Origin of the sequence: Massilia sp. Root335 (assembly GCF_001425685.1) — a bacterium.
In the GTDB taxonomy this organism is placed as follows: Bacteria; Pseudomonadota; Gammaproteobacteria; order Burkholderiales; family Burkholderiaceae_D; genus Telluria; species Telluria luteola.
Window position 1 is genome coordinate 12,422 of sequence record NZ_LMCY01000011.1, and the last position, 20,527, is coordinate 32,948.

General features: G+C 68.9%; 16 protein-coding genes and 1 pseudogene. 7 read left to right on the forward strand and 10 right to left on the reverse strand.

All coding sequences use genetic code 11. The features are described from left to right. Window positions 1–570: 570 nt before the first annotated feature. Complete coding sequence (locus ASC93_RS08090; RefSeq protein WP_056439904.1) at window positions 571–1,614, forward strand: LacI family DNA-binding transcriptional regulator; 1,044 nt, start codon at window positions 571–573, stop codon at window positions 1,612–1,614. Window positions 1,615–1,623: 9 nt separating this feature from the next. Here the strand turns inward: ASC93_RS08090 and ASC93_RS08095 are convergent, their stop codons facing one another. The 4 genes from ASC93_RS08095 to ASC93_RS08110 are packed head-to-tail and all read right to left on the reverse strand — an operon-like array spanning window position 1,624 to window position 6,616. Then, window positions 1,624–2,205 (reverse strand): malonic semialdehyde reductase, encoded by a 582-nt coding sequence (locus ASC93_RS08095; protein WP_056439906.1) that lies wholly within the window; start codon window positions 2,203–2,205, stop codon window positions 1,624–1,626. A 13-nt stretch (window positions 2,206–2,218) separates the two neighbouring features. Beyond that, a complete protein-coding gene (locus tag ASC93_RS08100) occupies window positions 2,219–3,448 on the reverse strand; it encodes a sterol desaturase family protein (RefSeq protein ID WP_056439908.1) in 1,230 nt (409 codons plus the stop codon). 37 nt (window positions 3,449–3,485) lie between these two features. After that, the gene (locus ASC93_RS08105; RefSeq protein WP_229412645.1) at window positions 3,486–5,339 is read right to left on the reverse strand and encodes a glycoside hydrolase family 13 protein; all 1,854 of its coding nucleotides are present in this window, start codon (window positions 5,337–5,339) and stop codon (window positions 3,486–3,488) included. A 14-nt stretch (window positions 5,340–5,353) separates the two neighbouring features. Beyond that, entirely contained in the window at window positions 5,354–6,616 is a 1,263-nt protein-coding gene (locus ASC93_RS08110; RefSeq protein ID WP_056439911.1) for a carbohydrate porin, read from the reverse strand. A gap of 179 nt (window positions 6,617–6,795) precedes the next feature. On the opposite strand from ASC93_RS08110, the gene ASC93_RS08115 reads away from it, so the two are divergent. The 4 genes from ASC93_RS08115 to ASC93_RS08130 all read left to right on the forward strand — a co-directional run bounded on the left by ASC93_RS08115 (window position 6,796) and on the right by ASC93_RS08130 (window position 14,019). Continuing rightward, window positions 6,796–9,204 carry a TIM-barrel domain-containing protein gene (locus ASC93_RS08115; RefSeq protein WP_056439913.1) on the forward strand — a complete coding sequence of 803 codons (2,409 nt, stop codon included), beginning with the start codon at window positions 6,796–6,798 and terminating at the stop codon, window positions 9,202–9,204. 10 nt (window positions 9,205–9,214) lie between these two features. Further along, entirely contained in the window at window positions 9,215–10,828 is a 1,614-nt protein-coding gene (locus ASC93_RS08120) for an alpha-amylase family glycosyl hydrolase (RefSeq protein WP_056439915.1), read from the forward strand. 429 nt (window positions 10,829–11,257) lie between these two features. Continuing rightward, window positions 11,258–12,727, forward strand: coding sequence for a glucose-6-phosphate dehydrogenase (gene zwf / locus ASC93_RS08125; protein WP_056439917.1), 1,470 nt, complete (start codon window positions 11,258–11,260; stop codon window positions 12,725–12,727). Between the two features lie 188 nt (window positions 12,728–12,915). Next, complete coding sequence (locus ASC93_RS08130; RefSeq protein WP_056439919.1) at window positions 12,916–14,019, forward strand: alpha/beta fold hydrolase; 1,104 nt, start codon at window positions 12,916–12,918, stop codon at window positions 14,017–14,019. Window positions 14,020–14,160: 141 nt separating this feature from the next. Here the strand turns inward: ASC93_RS08130 and pcaF are convergent, their stop codons facing one another. Genes pcaF through ASC93_RS08145 form a run of 3 tightly spaced genes read right to left on the reverse strand, consistent with a single transcriptional unit; the run spans window position 14,161 to window position 16,692 of the window. After that, entirely contained in the window at window positions 14,161–15,363 is a 1,203-nt protein-coding gene (gene pcaF / locus ASC93_RS08135) for a 3-oxoadipyl-CoA thiolase (protein WP_056440244.1), read from the reverse strand. Between the two features lie 13 nt (window positions 15,364–15,376). After that, on the reverse strand, window positions 15,377–16,030 hold the full coding sequence (locus ASC93_RS08140) for a CoA transferase subunit B (protein WP_056439921.1): 654 nt from the start codon (window positions 16,028–16,030) through the stop codon (window positions 15,377–15,379). After that, the gene (locus ASC93_RS08145) at window positions 16,027–16,692 is read right to left on the reverse strand and encodes a 3-oxoacid CoA-transferase subunit A (RefSeq protein WP_056439923.1); all 666 of its coding nucleotides are present in this window, start codon (window positions 16,690–16,692) and stop codon (window positions 16,027–16,029) included. Before ASC93_RS08145 ends, ASC93_RS08140 begins: the two co-directional genes overlap by 4 nt. 131 nt (window positions 16,693–16,823) lie before the next feature. On the opposite strand from ASC93_RS08145, the gene ASC93_RS08150 reads away from it, so the two are divergent. Both ASC93_RS08150 and ASC93_RS08155 read left to right on the forward strand, forming a co-directional pair. After that, on the forward strand, window positions 16,824–17,639 hold the full coding sequence (locus tag ASC93_RS08150) for an IclR family transcriptional regulator C-terminal domain-containing protein (RefSeq protein WP_056439925.1): 816 nt from the start codon (window positions 16,824–16,826) through the stop codon (window positions 17,637–17,639). Between the two features lie 107 nt (window positions 17,640–17,746). Further along, window positions 17,747–18,208, forward strand: a complete 462-nt coding sequence (locus ASC93_RS08155) for a histidine phosphatase family protein (RefSeq protein WP_056439927.1) — start codon at window positions 17,747–17,749, stop codon at window positions 18,206–18,208. An 11-nt stretch (window positions 18,209–18,219) separates the two neighbouring features. On the opposite strand, the gene ASC93_RS08160 is transcribed toward ASC93_RS08155, so the two are convergent. The 3 genes and pseudogenes from ASC93_RS08160 to ASC93_RS31360 all read right to left on the reverse strand — a co-directional run. Next, the gene (locus tag ASC93_RS08160; protein WP_056439930.1) at window positions 18,220–18,399 is read right to left on the reverse strand and encodes a hypothetical protein; all 180 of its coding nucleotides are present in this window, start codon (window positions 18,397–18,399) and stop codon (window positions 18,220–18,222) included. 100 nt (window positions 18,400–18,499) lie between these two features. After that, window positions 18,500–19,240: a sulfite exporter TauE/SafE family protein gene (locus ASC93_RS08165; protein ID WP_056440246.1), complete on the reverse strand. Its 741-nt coding sequence runs from the start codon at window positions 19,238–19,240 to the stop codon at window positions 18,500–18,502. A 138-nt stretch (window positions 19,241–19,378) separates the two neighbouring features. Continuing rightward, a pseudogene (locus ASC93_RS31360) lies at window positions 19,379–20,527 on the reverse strand (hypothetical protein); the annotation flags it as partial.

A 20,527-nucleotide genomic window follows, 5' to 3' on the forward strand; every position in this document is an offset into this window, starting at 1 on the left:
TGCTGAAATTTGATAGCTCGACAATTCGTCCGAAAAGCGCAACACGCTTGTGCAAGGTGGTGGTTTCGGGCCGAAATGTGGCGGCAGAAAATTGAACAGGACACGAGCGATAAATCCAATCCGCAGAGGGACCCAGGCCGGCAAACGTAACGCGCCGCTCTTCACGAACGCGCGGTTGCGGGCAAATCGCAGCGGTTATCAGGCGTTCGCTGCCTGATCCGGGGTGCACGATTTCAGGCTATTTTAGATAGCGCTACCATCACAATAATCCGCTATATCTAATTGGCGCAGTTTTGCCTATAAACAACAACTCTCTCGGCGGCCCAATTCTGAACATTGTTTTGGTAGCGCAATCAATTAAATCTCTAAATGACTTATGAAAAACATTTCCCTTCCCGCTCCACTTTTGCGGAAAAGGGAAATGGTATCTTGTTGCTATCCATGAGAGCACGTAGAGTCCTATCGATTCCCTTCGCTATGCGACCCATTTAAAAAGAGCGCAATAATAGACATGACCGATTTTCAAAAGTTCCCGAACCGCATTTGCCGCGCAGGCCGCCCGGAGGCTGCATGAACATGCCGGCCGAACCGCCGAAGAAGACACGCCGCACGAAAGGCGGACTCACGCTCGTGGACGTGGCCCGCGTCGCGGGCGTGGCGCCGATCACGGTGTCGCGCGTGCTGAATTCGCCGGAAAAGGTATCGGCCGACCTCGTGCAGAAAGTGCGCTCGGCGATCGAGCGCACCGGCTATGTGCCCAACCTGCTCGCCGGCAGCCTGGCGTCGACGAAGAGCCGCATGATCGCGGCGATCCTGCCCACCATCGCGGGCTCCGTGTTCCTCGACATGATCCAGTCGCTGACGGAGACGCTGGCCGGCGCCGGCTACCAGCTCATCCTGGGGCAGGCGGGTTATGTGAATTCGCGCGAGGACGAACTGCTCGAAGCGATCATCGGGCGCCGGCCGGACGGCATCGTCCTCGCCGGCATCATGCGGTCCGCGCAGGGCCGGCGCCGCCTGCAGGCCAGCGCCATTCCGCTCGTCGAGACGTGGGACCTGACGCCCACGCCGGCCGACATGCTGGTCGGTTTTTCGCACGAGGACGCGGGCCAGGCGGTGGCGGAATTCCTGTACCAGCGCGGGCGCCGCCGCGTGGCCGTGATCAGCGCTTCCGACGAACGCGCCCAGCGCCGCAACAACGCCTTCGCGCAGGCGGCCGTGCGCCTCGACATGCAAGGTCCGGACGGCCAGGTGCCGTTCCACTCCATCCCCGCGCCGGGCACGGCCGCGAACGGCCGCGTCGCCCTGCGCGCGCTGCTGGCGGCGCATCCCGACATCGACGCCGTCTTCTGCAGTTCGGACATGGTCGCGCTCGGCGTGCTGACGGAAGCGCGCGTGCTGGACATCGACGTGCCGGGCCGGCTGGCCGTCGTCGGCCTCGGCGACCACCCGTTCGCGGCCGAGCTGTACCCTGCCCTGACCACCGTGCGCATCGACGGCCGCGCGATGGGCGGCATCGCGGCGAACTTCCTCATCGACCGGATCGCGGGCAAGGACATTCCCGAGGTCGTGCGCGACATCGGCTTCACCATCGTGGAGCGGGACAGCACCTGACGTCCGGCCTCAGGCGATCCGGCACGCTTCCCCGAAGCCCAGCCGCGGCGCGCGCGGACGCAGGCAGGACGCGTCGCCATAGCCGATGCTGCACACGAAATTGGAGCGGATGGCGGTGCCGGCAAAGAACGCGTCGTCCACCTGTGCGTGGTCGAAGCCGGACATCGGACCGCAATCCAGGCCGATGGCGCGCGCCGCCATGATCAGGTAGGCGCCCTGCAGCGACGAGTTGCGGAAGGCGGTGGCCGCGATCAGGGCGTCGTTCCCTGCGAACCAGGCGCGCGCATCCACGGCCGGCGACAACTGCGGCAGTTTGTCGTGGAACGCCATGTCCATCCCGACGACGACGGTGACCGGCGCCTGCGCCGTCCTGGCCTGGTTCCCGGGCGCCATGCAGGCCGCCAGCTTGTCCCTGGCTGCCCGCGACTTCACGAACACGAAGCGGGCCGGCGCCCCGTTGGCCGAGGTCGGCGCCCATTTCAGCAGGTCGTACAGGCGCGCCAACTGGGCGTCGGTGACGTCGCGGTCGTGCCAGCCGTGGTGGGTGCGGGCCGCGTAAAACAGCGTTTCGAGTGCGGTATCGTTCAGCATGGGGTGCTCCGGCCTAGCGGCTCAGCGGGACGGGATTCGGCGGCTCGTAGTCCGTGCTGCCGAACAGGATGAAAGGCCAGTCGCTCACCCGGTTGCGGCGCAGCTCCAGGCCCATGCGCAGATACGGCAGCACCACGTAGCGCAACGGGTTCACGCAGAGGTCCGCGTGTGGATCGAACAGGCCGGTGCGCGGGAGTTGCCCGGTCGGCTCGACATACGTGCCGAACAGGCGGTCCCAGATGCTCAGCCGCGCGCCGAAATTGGCCCCCGTGCCGTGCGGCCCCGTCACCTCGCACGAGTGATGCATGTAGTGCACGCCGACGGTGACGAACACATGGCGCAGCGCCCGCAGCACGCGCGATTTCGACTCGACCCAGTACATGAAGATCGAGTGGGACGGGTCGACCAGCGCATCGATCACCATCAGCACGGCCAGCGCGGCGCCGGCATCGCGGATATCGGCGGTGAACAGCTTGGACAGCACGGGCAACAGCAGCAGCGCCGCGCCGCCGGCCGCCTGCAGCGGGAGCCAGCCCGGTTCGATGGCGCAGGTCATCTGCGTCAGGTTGCGGTTGCGGTGGTGGTTGATGTGGCCCAGGTTCCAGAAGCAGCGCGTCTCGTGGCACAGGCGATGCGACCAGTAGAAGCAGAAATCGCCGATCAGCACCGCCGCCGCCAGCGCCACCGATCCGTTCAGGTCGACCAGGGTCGGCACCTGGGCGACCAGCGCGTCGTAATGCGCCAGGAAGCGGCGCACCGGCTGGTTCAGCACGGCGAAGAAGGCGGCGCACGAAAACAGGCCGTTCACCAGCGCGACGTTGATCATCGATTCCCAGTCGAACGGGCGGCCGGTGATCCGCTTGTGGAACACCATGTCGAGCCAGGCGCACAGGATGTCGAACAGCGCGCGCCCGATGGCGATCCAGACCAGGAGTTCGGCCAGCGGCCGGTCCTGCGTGCCGAGGTCGAGGGCCGGCACCATGTAGAAGACGTACGCGACCCTGGCGCCGGCCATGGCGCTGAAGTCGTGGATGACGTCCTGCTGCCAGGCGCCGTACACGACGGCCGCCGCCGCGGCCGCGACGAGCAGTGCGAACTGCCAGCCCGTGCGCCTGAACTTCAGGTCGCCGCGCCACAGCGGCAGGAGCAGCCGGCCGGCCGCTTCCCGCAGCGCGCGCAGCGGCACGGCGCCGCCCAGCGGTGCGGGCACATCCTGTCCCAACGTTGGTTCGATATTGTTCATTTGATTCTCCATTTGAAAAGAATGCGTTACTCGACCGCTACTGCCGGATCTCCAGCACCAGCGCCGAGCGCGGCGGCAACGTGATCCGCTCGGCGAGATCGTAGGTCTTGCCCGTCACGACGTCGGTCCCGGTGGCATGCGCACCCAGCATCTCGCCGAAGCGCGCGGTCGCGAGCACGGTCTCGGCCCGGTTCTCGTTGAGCGCGACCATGACCTTGTCGGTGCCGTGACAGCGGAAATACACGTAGGTGCCGTGTTCCGGCGTGAAGTGCACCAGCCTGCCCTGCCCGACCGCCGCCGAATGCTTGCGCCAGTTGAACAGCGTGCGCACGAGCCGCTGCGCTTCCTGCTGCCGCGCCGACAAGGCCCGGCCGCTGAAGGCATCGACCGGGTCGCCCGCCCAGCCGCCGGGGAAATCGGCGCGTACGAGGCCGTCGGCGCGCTCGAGGGGGCTGGTCGCCAGGATCTCGTCGCCGGCAAACAGCTGCGGCACGCCGCGCGTGGTCGCGTACCAGGCGATGCTCATCTTGTACAGGTCGAAGTCCTCGCCCAGCGAGGAATAGAAGCGCGGCGTGTCGTGGTTGCCGGGGAAGATCACCAGCCGGCCCGGATCCGGGTACAGGAAGTCGAGGGCCAGCAATTCGTAGATCCGCGCCAGGCCAGTGTGCTCCCCCGGCGCCTGCGTCATGCCAGCCAGCCAGGCATAGTGCAGCGGGAAGTCCATCACGGCGGGCAGCGGCGCGCGGTAGCCGTCGCGATTGCGCTTGCCCTGCTGCCAGTACGAGACGACGGCCGGACTGTCGTGCCAGTCCTCGCCCACCATCGTCAGGTTCGGATACTCGGCGCGGTAGGCCCGGGCCCAGCGCGCGAGAAACGCCTTGTCGGAATACGAGTACGTGTCGATGCGGATGCCGGCCACGCCGAGATATTCGGTCCACCAGATCGTGTTCTGGATCAGGTAGGTGGCGAGCAGCGGGTTGCGCTGGTTGAGGTCCGGCTTGTTGGCGTCGAACCAGCCGTCGGTGAAGTTGCCGCGGTCGTCGAGCGAGGCGTGCATGTCCTCCACGGTGACGTGCGCATGGCGGTTGAACCTGCCGGCCGGATTGACCCAGTCGGCGGCCGGCAGGTCCTTCATCCACCAGTGCCCGGCGCCGACGTGGTTGAACACCATGTCGTGGATCACGCCCAGCCCCTTCGCCTTCGCGTCGGCCACCAGCCGGCGGTAGTCCTCGTTGCTGCCGAAGCGTGCGTCGACGTGGTAGAAGTCGGTGATCGAATAACCGGCGTACGAGTACTTCGACATGTCGTTCTCGTTGAGCGGGGCCGGCCACAGCATCGTGAAACCCAGGTCCGCGATGTAGCCGAGATGGTCGCGGATCCCGCGGATGTCGCCGCCGTGGCGGCCGTCCGGGTCGGCGCGGTCCGTCGCTTCCGCCGTCAATGCCGGCACGCTGTCGTTGCCCGGGTCGCCGTTCGCGAAGCGGTCCGGCACCAGCAGGTAGATGGCGTCGGCGGGCCCGAAGCCGCGGCGCCGGGCGGAACCCGGCGCGCGCGCGGCGAGCCGGTACGGATGGCTCAGCACGTCCCTGCCGTTCTTCGCGAACCGCAGCATGAACTCGCCGGGCCGCGCGTGCGCGCCGATGTCGAGATCGATGAACAGGTAGTCCGGATTGGCGACGCGCTCGACGTGCGCGATCCGCACGCCGTCGTACGCCACGCGCGGCGTCAGCTCGCCGATGCGGTCGCCGTGCACCATCAACTGCACGTGCGGATTCTTCATGCCCGTCCACCACGACAGGGGTTCGAGGTGGCGGATGGCGTAGTCCTGGCCCCGGGCATCCAGCGCGAGGGCGAGGCCGGACACGGCCAGCGCCAGCGTTTTACGCATCATGTTTCCCCGCGCTTTCAGAAAAAGGCCTCGACCTGGATCCCGGACGACAGCCCGCTCGTGCGCGTGCCGTAGACCGGACCGGAACCGTTGGCGGCATTGACCAGCGGCGTCGCCGCGCCGTTCCACTTGCCGTACGTGACGAAGGCGCGCAATTCCGGGCGCGACCACAGCCCCGGTCCGGCGGAAATCGTGGGCGCGACGGTGAACTTGGTGAGCCGGCTGGCGGGCCCGCCGGCCGGATCGGTCAGGCGATCGGTGCCGAATTCGAACTGCAGCTTGACGTAGCGGCCCAGGCCGAAGAGGGGACGGGCGCCGATGCTGGCCCAGGTGCTGCTGCCCTGGGCATTCGACTTATCGCGCTGCATCAGCACGACGAACGACATGCCGAAATCGGGCCGCGGCTGGATCCACAAATAATCGAAGGCGCGCATTTCGCTCACGTCGTGGCCCAGCATGGTGCTGCCGGACGGACCGAACAGCGCGACGCCCTCGTCCGCGCCCGGCCCCACCCCGGTGCCGGGGCCGACGCCGTACTGCAGCACCGCCGTGTTGACGCCGCCGGCCACGCCGTACTGCTTGTGAAAGACCGTCATCTGCCACCCGCCATGCCGCCCGGGGCCGCCCTGCGCCTGCACCAGCGTGGCGATCGCGTTCAGCGAACCGCCCGGGTTCACCGGCAGGTCCTGGTAGACGAAGTTGTGGCGCATGGCCGCCGACGTGTCGACGACCGCGCCGGTCGTGCGGCTGGCGATGTTGTGGTCGTTGTCCTTGAACACGGCATACGAGAACTTGCCGGGGCCCGCGGGAATCCGGTCGAACCCCGCGCCCGTGCTGTTGTAGGTCGGGATGACGTACCACAGGTCGAGCATGTGGATGTCGCTCCACAGGTAATCGCGCTTGCCGATCCAGGCCGTGCCGCCGTTCAGGAACGGCAGGCCGCGCGCCTCGACATACGCCTTGTTGATCTCGGTCCGGGCGCCGTCGAAATCCGAATGGGGGCTGTACGCGGCCAGCCACAGCGTGGCGAAGAAGGTCACGTCGTCCGCCTGCGCCACCTGCTTGGTGTAGCCGAACTTGGTGTAGGCGTCGCACTCGTTGCCGAGCCGGTATTTCAGCGTGTTGCCGCCGAGGCTGTAGCAGCTCTGCGGCCCGCCCGTCGAACTGCCGCCGAAGCCGGCGCGTAAATACCCGTGGAAGCCCTCTTCGTCCTGGGCGGCAACCGCGCCCGATAGTGCGCATGCCAGCAAAAGCGTGGCGGCGCGGAAAGTTGTTCTCATTGCGATCCCGTCATGTGTAGCAAAGTTACGTATAACCTGAATAGACATAAATACAACGAGAAAGCATATCACGGGCATTTTGTCCTAACAATGTTTACTTTATGTAATTGTCGTAGTTTAATTACATACATCGACTTGCTTCGTTGAAAATTTCACTCCACCGGACCCCCGTGACGACCATGCCATTCCGCTGCACCTTGTTGCTTATCCTTTCCGCAACACTCACGCCCGCCCTCGCGGCCGACCGCCATTTAATTTCCTGGAGTCAACATGACGGCCGCCTCGACCTCACCGTCAGCGACGGCGTGGTCCGCATCCAGCCGTACACCGACAAGATCGTGGAAACCACCTTCGTGCCGGCCGGCGAACGCTTCGATCCGGTCTCGCACGCGGTCGTGCTGAAGCCGGCGGCGCTGCCCGCGCGCGCGGCCGTGCGCGAGCGCGACGGCGGCCTCGAATTCGACCTGGGCGCGCTCGGCGTCACCGTGCGCCGGGCGCCGTTCGCGATCTCGTACACGTATCGCGGCCAGCCGCTGACGGCGGAAAAGCACGGCTACGCACGCACGGCGCAAGGCGAGCGCATCGACTTCACGCTGACGCCGGACGAAACGATCTATGGCGCGGGCGGCCGCGTGCTGGGCATGAACCGGCGCGGCTACCGGCTGCCGCTGTACAACAAGGCGCATTACGGCTACGAGACCCATTCCGAGCAGGTCGCCTACGCCTTGCCGCTGGTGCTGTCGTCCCGGCTGTACGCGATCCACTTCGACAATCCGCAGCGCGGCGACGTCGACATCGACAGCCGCCACGACGACACCCTCGCCTTCGAGGTCCGCGGCGGACGCAGCACCTACCAGGTGATCGCGGCCGACAGCTGGCCGGAACTGCTGGCCAGCTACACGGCGCTGACCGGCCGCCAGCCGATGCCGCCGCGCTGGGCACTGGGCAGCTTCGCCAGCCGCTTCGGCTACCACTCCGAAGCCGAGGCGCGCGCCACGGTGGACAAATACATCGCGGCCGGCATCCCGCTCGACGCCATCATCTTCGACATCTACTGGTATGGCGTGGACATGAAGGGCCAGGTCGGCAACCTCGAATTCACGAAGGAGCGGTTCCCGGACGCGCGCAAGATGATGGCCGACTTCGCGGCCAAGGGCGTCAAGACCATCGTCAGCATCGAACCGTATGTGATGACGGCCTCGAAACGCTGGCAGGAAGCGCTGCGGCGCGACGTGCTGGCCAAGGGGCCGGACGGCAAGCCGCTCGTGTACGACGTCTATTTCGGCCGCACGGGCCTGATCGACATCTTCAAGCCGGCCGCGCGCGACTGGTTCTGGGAACGCTACAAGGACCTGCACGCGCAGGGCGTGGCCGGCTGCTTCTGCGACCTGGGCGAGCCGGAAGGCCATCCGTCCGCGATGCGCCACCAGACCGGCAGCGCCGACCAGGTGCACAACCTGTACGGCCACGAATGGGCGCGCATGATGGCCGACGGCTACCGCCGCGACTACCCGAACGAGCGCCCGTTCATCCTGGCGCGCGCGGGCTACTCGGGCTCCCAGCGCTACGGCCTGATTCCGTCGTCGGGCGACTCGAACCGCACGTGGGGCGGCCTGCAGGGACAGCCGGAACTGTCGCTGCAGATGGGCATGCAGGGCGTGGCCTACATGCACTCCGACCTGGGCGGCTTCGCCGGCGCCAACCTGGACGACGAGTTGTACGCGCGCTGGATGCAATACGGGACGTTCCAGCCGGTGTTCCGGCCGCACGGCCAGGAGGAAGTCGCTTCCGAACCCGTGTACCGCGCCCCCGCCCCGATGGCGGCGGCGCGCGCCGCGGCGCGCCTGCGCTACCGCCTGCTGCCCTACAACTACACGCTGGCGTTCGACAACCACGTCAGCGGCATGCCGCTGATGCGGCCCCTGATGTTCGACGAACCGGACAACCCCGCGCTGCGCCTCGTCTCGGACACCTATCTGTGGGGCGACGACATGCTCGTGTCGCCGGTGCTGACGTCGCACGCGCAGCGCCAGCCGGTCTACCTGCCCAGGCGCGGCCCGTGGTTCGACTTCGCCACCGACCGCGAATACGCGGGCGGCACCATCCACATGGTGGACCTGGTGCCCGACCACATTCCCGTGTTCGTGCGGGCCGGCGCCTTCATCGGCGAGGTGGAACCGGTGCAGAGCACGCGCGACTATTCGCTCGCGAAGCTGGCCGTGCACTACTACCACGACCCCGCGGTGCATGCCGGCCACGGAAAAATCTACGACGACGACGGCAGCACGCCGGACGCGTTCGAGCGCGGCCAATACCAGGTGCTGCATTTCGCCAGCCGGCTGTCCGGCAACGCGCTGACCATCGAATTGAGCGACGAAACCGGCAAGCACTACACGCCGGCCCCGCGCGAGGTGAGCGTCATCATCCACAATATCGGCACGCGTCCCGCCGGCGTCAGCCTGGACGGACGCGCCCTGCCGTTCGAATGGGACGGACAGCGCCGCCGCCTGGCGCTCGCGCTGCCGTCCATGCGCGCCAACACCGGCCTGCTGCGCATCGCGCTCGCGCCGGCCGACGAACGACCCTGAAAGAACAACCATGGACCTGCAATTCCGCCCCGACCCGGCCCTGCTGCCGCACGCCGTCCCCGGCGGCGTGCGCTTCACCTGCGACGCCGCGCCCGGCATCCGCACCGTCGCGCTGGCAGGCACGTTCAACAGCTGGGTGGGCGACGCCTGCATGCTGGAACGCGTCTCGCCCACCCGCTGGCAGGCGGTGCTGCCCGTGCCGGCCGGACGCCACCTGTATAAATTCGTCGTCGACGGCACGGACTGGATCGTCGATCCCGCCAATCCGTGGATCTCGGAAGACGGCCAGAACAACTCCTGCCTGACGGTCGACGACGCGGGATCGGTGCTGATGCGCCAGGCCGGCCTGTGTGCCGCAGCGCCCGGCCCGCTGCATGCGCGCGCCGCGCTGGCGAGCCCCGACTGGCTGCGCGACGGCGTGATCTACCAGCTGTCGGTGCCCGCGTTCGGCGGCGACTTCGACGGCGTGCGCGCCAGGCTGCCCTACCTGGGCGAGCTGGGCGTCGACATCCTCTGGATCATGCCCATCCACCCCGCCGGCATCGAAGGCCGGCGCGGCACGGCGGGCGACCCGTACGCGGTGCGCGATTTCGACGCCATCGCGCCGCGTCTGGGCGACGCGGCGGCGCTGCGCGCGCTGGTCGACGCCGCGCACGCGCGCGGCATGCGCGTGCTGCTCGACTGGACGCTCAACCGCAGCAGCATCGACCATCCCTTCACGCGCACGCATCCGCACTGGTACACGCGGCGCGCCGACGGCAGCATTTATTACGCCGTCCCCAACCGCACCGAATTCGCCGGGTTCGACTTCGCCGACCGCGCGCTGCGGCGCACCCTGATCGACAGCATGCGCGGCTGGATCGAGCGCTTCGGCTTCGACGGCCTGCGCTTCGACGATTCCGACATCACGCCCTGCGATTTCCTCGACGAGATCCGCGCGGCGCTGGCGGCGGTGCGCCCGGACATCGCCCTCGTGTCCCAGTCGTACGACGAATTCCACCACCTGGCCGCATGCGACCTCACGTACGAAGGCGGCACGCGCGAGATGCTGCGCCGCTGCGCGCACGGCACGGCCGACGGCGCCGCGTTCGCGCGCTACTGGAACGAATCGACGTACAGCTTCCCGCGCGGCGCCCTGCGCATGCGCTGGCTGGAAGACAAGGAGCAGGGACGCGCGTGCGCCTTCCTGGGCCGCGCCGCCCACCGTCCGGCGGCGGCCGTGCTGCTGGCGCTGGACGGCGTGCCGCACATCCTGATGGGGCAGGAATTCAACGAGCCCACGTGGACCGGCTGGCAGGTGCTGTTCGACGGCTGGCGGCTCGACTGGGATGCGTTCGACGCCGCCGCGTACGCGCATTACCAGACCCTGATCGGCCTGCGCCGCCGCCACGCCGCGCTGCGCCGGGGCGCCACGACGTTCCTGGACGGCGTGCCGGCCGGCGCCGTCGGCTTCGTCCGTGCATACGACGGCGAGCGCATCGTCGTGCTCGCGAACCTGTCGGCGGCGCCGCTGGCGTTCGATGCCGGCCTCGCGCATGTGCGGCCGCTCTATGCGTCGGGCTGGCAGGGCGAATCCGCCACGCTGGCGCCGCACGGCTGGATGATCGGCACGCCCGCCGCGTGAAAAAAAAGGGCGCCGCGAAGGCGCCCTGAAGTGATATCGAGAGTAAGTAAGTCGAGGCCGTGCTGGTGGCCACCACGCCACCGCACGAGTTGCCATGTTAACGCGCCGGCGCATGCCGGGGCCATCACTTATTCGTCATTTGTTATCAGTTTTTAATATAGACCGAACCGGCACCGGCGCCACGCGAACCCCGGTGCCGGCCCGGTGTACAATCGTCGGTTCCAGGACACAGGCGTATCCATCCCGCCCGACCGCGGCGTCGCCGACCGGCCACAAGCCGGCGCACGACGTCCGCCGCCGCACGCATGCCGCACCGACACACGGGCGCGCAGCGGGTTGCATCCGCCCAGCCCTGCCCGGCCACGTTTTCCCTTTGGTGCCGCGACAGCGTACCGGGCAACCATCTCAACTTCGAAGATTCAGAACAACATGCAGACCCACTCGACAGAGACAGACAACGGCCTCCCCCTCGACATGATCATCTTCGGCGGCATGGGCGACCTTGCGATGCGCAAGCTGCTGCCGGCGCTGTATATGGCTTTCCTGCACGGCAACCTGCCGCCGACGACGCGCATCCTGTCCACCGGCCGCCAGGATTTCGGCCGCGACGCCTACCTTGCCCACATCGAAGCGAATTCGCGTTCGTTCATCGCCGCCAGCAATTTCAACGAGAAGACCTGGGACGGCTTCCTGAAACTGCTCGAGTACGTGCGCCTGGACGTGCAGGCCGCGCCCGATTTTTCGGCACTGGCCAGCGCCTCGCGCGCCGGCGCGCAGCGCGTGTTCTACCTGTCGACGGCGCCGTCCCTGTTCACCACCATCTGCGACAAGCTGGCCGCGAGCAACCTCGTCGACGCCAATGCCCGCGTCGTGCTGGAAAAGCCGCTGGGCACGGACCTGGCGTCCGCGATCGCCATCAACGAAGACGTCGGCCGCCACTTCGCCGAATCGCAGATCTACCGCATCGACCACTACCTGGGCAAGGAAACCGTGCAGAACCTGATGGTGCTGCGCTTCGGTAACTCGATCCTGGAACCGCTGTGGCGCGCGCCGAACATTTCCAGCGTGCAGATCACCGTGGCCGAGGAAGTGGGCGTGGGCAGCCGCGCCGGCTTCTACGACGGCGCCGGCGCCATGCGCGACATGGTGCAGAACCACCTGCTGCAACTGCTGTGCATCGTCGCGATGGAACCGCCGACGTCGCTGTCGCCGGACGCCGTGCGCGACGAAAAACTCAAGGTGCTGCGCTCGCTGCGCCGCCTGACCCTGGCCGACATCGCGCGCGACACGGTGCGCGGCCAGTACATCCGCGGCGTGTCCGGCAACCAGGAAGTGCCTGGTTACCTGGAAGAAAAGAACGTGCCGCAAGAGAGCAAGACGGAAACCTTCGTCGCCCTGCGCGCCTTCATCGATACGTGGCGCTGGTCCAAGGTCCCGTTCTACCTGCGCACCGGCAAGCGCATGGCGCGCCGCTCGTCGAAGATCGTGGTCGAGTTCGCGAATCCGCCGTTCCCGCTGTTCCCGCAGTCGGCCGGCGCCGTCGCCAACCGCCTCGTCATCGAACTGCAGCCGGAAGAAGCGATCAAGCTGCAGATCATGGCCAAGCAGCCCGGCAGCGGCATGGAGATGCAGCAGGTCGCGCTGAACCTCGACCTGCAGTCCGCGTTCCAGCAGCGCCGCGCCGAAGCCTACGAGCGCCTCCTGATCGACGTCGTGCGCGGCCGCCTCACCCACTTCATGCGCCGCGACGAACTGGAAGCGGCGTGGGAATGGGCCGACCCGATCATCGAAGGCTGGCAGACGCTGGACGAGAAGCCGCATCCGTACGCGGCCGGCTCGTGGGGTCCGGCCGAGTCGTTCGCGCTGCTCGCGCGCGACGGCCACAGCTGGGTCGAGTAAGCCCGGCACGGGTGGCGGACGGTGCGCCGCCACCTGTTTTAATCATGCACAATAGCCTGCAGGCATCGTCAACGCTCCCTGTTTAACGCTTCGCAAACCCGGGCCAGATTCCAGTCGCGCGCGATTGGAGCCCGGGGCCGGGTGGCGTAGAGTGCGGTGTCTTCCACTCTGACCTCGGACGAATCGCCATGCAGGCAAGCAACTGGAACACCACGATGGGCATGCTCGGTGCGCAGGCCCTCAAGAACATGGACCGCAGCCGCCGGGCGCGCGGCGACATGCTGGACCGCGCGGGCTACGGCCCGCAGCAGACGCCGTCGACGGTCCTGCACGCGGAACCCGGCCTGAACGTGCGCCGCTACGGCGCGCCGGCCGACATCACGGCGAACGGCGGCCCCGCCGTGCTGATCGTGCCCGCGCCCATCAAGCGCCCGTATATCTGGGACCTCGCGCCCGAGGTCAGCGTCGTGCGGCGCTGGCTGGAGCGCGGCTGGCGGGTCTACCTGGCCGAATGGGTGGCGCTGCCGGACACCCACGACCACTTCGGCCTGGACGACTACGGCGACCACCTGCTGGCCGCCTGCCGCCGCGCCATCGCGGCCGACGGCGGGCCGGAGCAGGTCGTCCTCGCCGGCCATTCGCTGGGCGGCATCCTGGCCGCCATCCACGGCTGCCTGCACCCGGATGCCGTCAGCGCGACGATGCTGCTGGAGTCGCCGCTGCACTTCACGCCGGCGTCGAGCTGCTTCGCGCGCCTGATCGACGCGACGCCGCACGCCCGCCCCATCGCCGACACGTTCCGCCAGGTGCCCGGCGTCTTCCTCAACATGATGAGCGCGATGGCCGAGCCGCAGGCATTCCAGTGGGAGCGCTGGACAGACCGCTGGCTGTCGATGGCGGACCCGCAAGCCATGGTCACGCACATGCGCGTGGAGCGCTGGACGCACGACGAATTCCCGCTGCCGGGCCGGTTGTTCACGGAGATCGTCGAATCGCTGTACCGCCGCGACGCGTTCATGCAGGGCAAGCTGGCCGTCGGCAGCCGCACGATCGGGCCGCACGACCTGCGCTCGCCGCTGCTGAGCGTGGTCGATCCGCGCAGCAAGCTGATTCCGCCGGATGCCCTGATCCCGTTCCACGACGCGACGTCGAGCCCCCGCAAGAAGGTGCTGCACTACCAGGGCGACGTCGGCGTCAACCTGCAGCACGTGGGCGTGCTCGTGGGGCGCAGCGCGCACGAAAAAATCTGGCCGCAGATCTTCGACTGGCTGGACGGTCGGGACGCATCGTAAATGGCGGGCACGGGGTGCCCACCCTACATGTACTGGCTCGACCGTCGCAGCGCATCGTAAACGGCGGGCACGGGGTGCCCACCGTACGGCATGCGTCGTAGGGTGGGCGGCCTCCGCCCACCATGCGTAACGTAAGCGTATTTAAACGCGCTCGATCACCACCGCGATCCCCTGCCCCACGCCGATGCACATGGTGCACAGCGCGAACCGCCCGCCGGTCCGCTGCAGCTGGTAAGTGGCCGCCGTGACGAGCCGCGCCCCGCTCATCCCGAGCGGATGGCCGAGTGCGATCGCGCCGCCGTTCGGATTCACGCGCGGATCGTCGTCCGCGATGCCCAGCAGCCGCAGCACGGCCAGTCCCTGCGCGGCAAACGCCTCGTTCAGCTCGATCACGTCGAACTGGTCCAGCGTCATGCCGGTCTGGCGCAACAGCTTCTGCACGGCGGGCGCCGGGCCGATGCCCATCACGCGCGGCGCCACGCCGGCCGTCGCCATGCCGACGATGCGGGCGCGCGGCCTCAAGCCGTATTGCGCGGCGGCCTCCGCATTCGCCAGCAGCAGCGCGCAGGCGCCGTCGTTCACGCCGGACGCATTGCCGGCCGTGACCGTGCCGCCGGGCCGCACGACCGGTTTCAGCTTCGCCAGCGTTTCCAGGCTCGTCGCGCGCGGATGCTCGTCCTGCGCAAAACGAATGGGATCGCCTTTCTTTTGCGGGACCAGCACCGGCACGATCTCGGCGTCGTACGTGCCGTCCTGCTGCGCGCGCGCCGCCTTCACCTGGCTCGCGAGCGCGAAGGCATCCTGGTCGGCGCGCGAGATCCCGTGGTCGTCCGCCACGTTCTCCGCCGTTTCCGGCATCGCATCCGTGCCGTACAGCGCGTGCATCAGCGGATTCGGGAAGCGCCAGCCGATCGTCGTGTCGTAGATGTTGGCGCTGCGCGAGAATGCGGATTCCGCCTTGCCCATCACGAACGGCGCGCGCGTCATCGATTCGACGCCGCCCGCGATCAGCAGGCGTGCCTCGCCGCTCTTGATGGCGCGCGCGGCAATGCCGACGGCGTCCAGACCGGACCCGCACAGGCGGTTGACGGTGGAGCCCGGCACCTCCTGCGGCAAGCCGGCCAGGAGCAGCGCCATGCGCGCCACGTTGCGGTTGTCCTCGCCGGCCTGGTTGGCGCAGCCGTAGATCACGTCGTCGACGGCGGACCAGTCGACGTCCGGATTACGCCGCATCAGTTCGCGGATGGGGATGGCGCCCAGGTCGTCCGCCCGCACATCCTTCAGCGCGCCGCCGTAGCGGCCGATGGGGGTGCGGATGGCGTCGACGATGAATGCGTCGGTCATGTTCATTCTCCTTTTATTCGTTGGGCGCCAGCAGCGGCGCGGCCGTGACGGCCTGCAGGTCGGCCAGGGTGAGCCCGGGAACCATCTCGCGCACGCGCAGGCCGGCGGGCGTGACGTCCAGCACGGCCAGGTCGGTATAGATGCGGCTGACGCACTCGACACCCGTCAGCGGATACGTGCAGCGCTCGACGATCTTGCTCTCGCCCGTCTTGGTCTGGTGTTCCATCATCACGAACACCTGCTTGGCGCCGATCGCGAGGTCCATCGCGCCGCCGACGGCGGGAATCGCGTCCGGCGCGCCCGTGTGCCAGTTGGCGAGGTCGCCCGTGTGCGACACCTGGAAGGCGCCCAGCACGCAGATGTCCAGGTGGCCGCCGCGCATCATCGCGAACGAGTCCGCGTGGTGGAAATAGGCGCCGCCCGGCAGCAGGGTGACGGGCTGCTTGCCGGCGTTGATCAGGTCCTCGTCTTCCTCGCCGGGCGCCGGCGCGGGGCCCATGCCGAGCAGGCCGTTCTCACTGTGCAGGAACACTTCGCGCTCGGGCGGCAGGTAGTTGGCGACCTTCGTGGGCAGGCCGATGCCCAGGTTGACGTAGGCGCCCTCGGGGATGTCCCGGGCGACGCGCGCGGCCATCTGGTCGCGGGTAAAACGGCTGGTAATGGTCATACTGCCTCCTTGACGACGCGCTGGACGAAGATACCGGGGGTGACGATCGCTTCCGGATCGAGGTCGCCGAGCGGGACGATGTCATGCACCTGCGCGATGGTCGTCTTCGCGGCCATCGCCATGATCGGGCCGAAGTTGCGCGCCGTCTTGCGGTACACGAGATTGCCCCAGCGGTCGCCGCGCAGCGCCTTGATCAGCGCGAAGTCGGCGTGGATCGGGGTCTCGAACACGTAATTCTTGCCGTCGATGACGCGCGTCTCCTTGCCCTCCGCCAGCAGGGTGCCGTAGCCGGTGGGCGTGAAGAAGCCGCCGATGCCGGCGCCGGCCGCGCGGATGCGTTCCGCGAGATTGCCCTGCGGCGTGAGTTCCAGCTCGATCGCGCCGGCGCGGTACAGCGCGTCGAAATGCCACGAATCGGACTGGCGCGGGAACGAGCACACGATCTTCCGCACGCGCTTTTCCTTGATGAGCGCGGCCAGGCCCGTGTCGCCGTTGCCGGCATTGTTGTTCACGATGGTGAGTTCGCGCGCGCCGTGGGCGATCAGCGCGTCGATCAGGCTGGAGGGCATGCCGGCGTTGCCGAAGCCGCCGATCATGACGGTGGCGCCGTCGTGGATGTCGGCCACGGCGCGCTCCAGCGATGCACAAGTTTTATCGATCATGGGATGTCACCTTGGTTGTGGTGTGCGATAATCGCACAATGATTCGTTTACCGCACAAAAAGTGTACGCCTGCGTGCCGCCGCCGGTCAAGCGCTTCCTGAAGGCCGATCCCGATCGATTACAATTTCAACATGTCATCGACCACCGCCACCCCAGCCGCGCCGCGCACCATCGCGGAAGACATCGACGCCCTCGCCGATCCCGACTTCATGACCTCGCTCGCGCGCGGCCTGGCCGTGCTGCGCGCGTTCGCCGACACGCGCAAGCCGCAGACCATCGCCCAGATCAGCCAGCAGACGGGCATCCCGCGCGCGGCCGTGCGCCGCTGCCTGCACACGCTCAGGCAGCTCGGCTACGTCGATGCGGAACTGAACAACTTCAGCCTGCGGCCGAAGGTCCTGACCCTGGGGTATTCGTACCTGTCCTCGACGCCGCTGACGGCCGCCGCGCAGCCGTGCCTGAACGGCGTCAGCAAGGCGCTGGGCGAATCGAGCTCGCTGGCCGTGCTGGAGGAAGACCAGGTGCTGTACGTGGCGCGCGCGGCGGCGTCGCGCGTGATGTCGGTGTCGCTGTCCGCCGGCAGCCGCCTGCCCGCATATTGCAGCTCGCTGGGCCGCGTGCTGCTGGCGCAGCTGCCGCAGGACGAGCTGGATGCCTACCTGGCCCGCACGACCCTCGCGCCCATGACGGCGCGCACCGTGACGGACCCCGCGCGCCTGCGCGACGTGCTGGCGCAGGTACGCCGCGACGGTTACGCCGTCAACGACGAGGAACTGGAACTGGGCCTGCGCTCGATCGCCGTGCCCGTGCGCGGCGCGTCGGGCCGCGTGCTGGCCGCGCTGAACGTGGGCGCGCACGCGTCGCGCGCGACGCCGGAGCGCATGGTGGAGGAATTCCTGCCGGTGCTGCGCCAGGGCGCGCAGGAACTGGCGCTGCTGCTGCCCTGACGGACGAGGAACGCGGCCGCCGACGATCGACTGCGGGACGGCGCCGCCGCGGCAAACAGGCTAAGATGGGCCGCGCGCACCGGTGCGCACGGAACGAGGAGTCGGACATGGATCTGATCTTGTGGCGCCACGCCGAGGCGGAAGACACCGAACCTGACCTGGCACGCAACCTGACCGGCAGGGGCCGGGAGCAAGCCCGAAGCATGGCGCACTGGCTGCACGGCTACCTCCCCGCCCGGGCGCGCATTCTATGCAGCCCGGCCAATCGCGCGCGCCAGACGGCGGATGCCCTCGCCCTCCCTTACGACATCCGCGCCGAGATCGCACCCGGCCGCGCCGCGGACGACCTGCTGAAAGCCACGGGCTGGCCCGCGGGCGACGGCGTCGTCATCCTCGTCGGTCACAACCCGGCCATCAGCGAGCTGGCCGGCAGGCTGCTGGCGGGCCGACCGTTCGCGATGAGGATGTGCAAGGCCGGCGCGCTGTGGCTGGGCAGCGGCACGCACGACGGCGAGCCGGGCGTCGTCCTGAAGGCCGCGATGGTGCCGTCGATGCTGCAGCAGCGCTGACCGGCAGGGAATCACTCCTCCGTTGCGTCGTCCTTGTTGTCGCGGCCCAGCAACTCGCTGGACCACTCCTGCCAGCTGCAGTTGGGGCAACGCCGCCACAGCAGTACCACGAAAAACGTCGCGCAGCCGGCCGCGAGCACGACGGCGTGCAGCGAGAGATCCGGTTCGAGGCCGTATAGAAAATCCAGCATGGCGCACCTACCTTCCCGGCGGCATCATTCATGGCGATACCGCATGATTCCACTGTAGACCAAGCCGGAGGCGGTGTCCAGCGCGCGGCGCGCGCGTGCGTCAGATCGGCTTCAGGAACAGCCCGGCGGTCAGCGCGACGCCGATGCACACGATCGCCACGCGCAGCGCCCGCTCGTTCACGCGATGCAGCGCCCACGCGCCAGCGAGCCCGCCGATGACGGCCCCCGCCGCCAGCACGCCGCACTGCAGCCAGTGCAGCTGGGGCGACGCGAGGAACAGCACGACGGCGGACGCGTTCATCACGCCGGCCAGCACGTTCTTGGTGGCCCCCGCATTGCGCGCGGCGAGGCCCGCCATCGTCAGCGCGGCCAGCATCAGGATGCCGATGCCGCCGCCGAAATAGCCGCCGTACACGGCGATCAGGAATTGCGCGACGCCCGTCGCGGCAGGCCCCAGGTGCACGGCGCCGGCGGCGCCGGGCTTGCGGAAGAAGCTTCCCCACGTGAACACGGCCGTCGCGAACAGCACGAGCCAGGGCACGAGCCGCGCAAAGACGGCCGGCGACGTATGCAATAACAACAGCCCGCCCGCCGCGCCGCCGGCGATGCTCAGCACGAACAGCGCCCAGAACGGCAGGCCGCCCGCGCCGCTGACCAGCCGGCGTCCGGCGAATCCCGACGTGATCTGCGCGGGGAACAGCGCGACGGTGGACGTGATGTTCGCGGCCAGCGGCGTCATGCCGGACACGATCAGCGCCGGCAGCGTGACGAACGACCCGCCGCCGGCCAGCGCGTTCTGCACGCCGGCCCACAACCCCGCCAGGAAGAGGAGCAGCAGCATCATGATGCCGCTCCGTGTCGATGATCGATGGCGGTGGCTGGGCGGTGTGGTGTCGGCATGGCGCGGCCGGCGCGCACGGGCCGGCGATGAACTCGGGGAAGCTCATCTTACACCGCCGGCGCGCACGGGTCCGCGCGATCAGTGACCGCCTTGCTCCTCGTGCTTGTGCCCGTGGTCGCCGCCTTTGCCGCCGCCGTGCGCCGGCGCCGGTGGTGCCGGATGCGACGGCGCGTGCGCGGCCGGCTGCGGCGCAGCCTGCGGATGCGGTGCGGGCGGATGCGGCCGTGGCGCCGGAGGCTGTGGATGCGGAGCTGGCGGATGCAGGGTCGGCTGCGGCGCGGCATGCGGCGCGCGCTGCGGATGCGGCTGCGACGCTGACGGATGCGGCTGCGGCTGCGGTGCGGCGTGCGGTGCGGGCTGCGGATGCGGTGCCGGCGGATGCGGCCGCGGGGCCGGCTGCGGTACGGCATGCTGCGCAGGCTGCGGATGCGGCACGGTTGGATGCGGCTGCGGAGCCGACGGCTGCGGATGCGGTGCGGGAGCGTGCGGTGGCGCCGCCTGCACGTGGACAGCCTGCTGCGCGGCCTCGGCATGTGCCGGCGGCTGCGGCGCGGCACGGTGCGCTGCCGGCTGCGGAGCCTGGCCGTGCGCCGCCGGCATCGCGCGACGTTCGTCCGGCCGCGGCGGCGCGCCCGGGGCCTGCGCCTGCGGCGTCATGCCGTGCGCCGCGAAGCGCTGTTCCGCCGGCGCGACTGGCGCCAGCGGAACGGGGCCGCGCTGCTCATGCCGCGCCGCCGCACCCGGCGACGGTGCCGGCGGCGCGTGCGGCGCACCGTTCGCCGGACCGCGCGCAAATTCGGGGGCCTGCGGCGCGCGCAGCGGACCATTCGCCGGACCGTGCGCAAAGTCCGGTGCCTGCGGCCGCGCGCCCGAATGTGGCGCAAGCGGCGCAAGCGGCGCGCCGGGACGCCCCGGCACCACGTCCGGCGGCACGCCCGCCAGCGCCGCCACCGGATGATCCGGCCGCGGTTTGCGCGCGCCCGGCAGTGCGGCCATCGGCTGGACGGCCGCGGGGACCGGACCGCGGGCGCCCTGGACGAACCGGCGGCCGGCGGCGTCGGCGCCGTGCACGGGTTGCGGCACGCGCGGCTGGCCGAGCGCGGGCCGCAGCACGCGCAGCGGCGGCACCGGGCCGTGGGCGGCCAGTTGCACCCCCGGCCGCGCCGGCGCGGGCACGCCGTGCGCGCCATGCACGCCGTGCGCACCCGCCGGCGCGAACACGGCGGG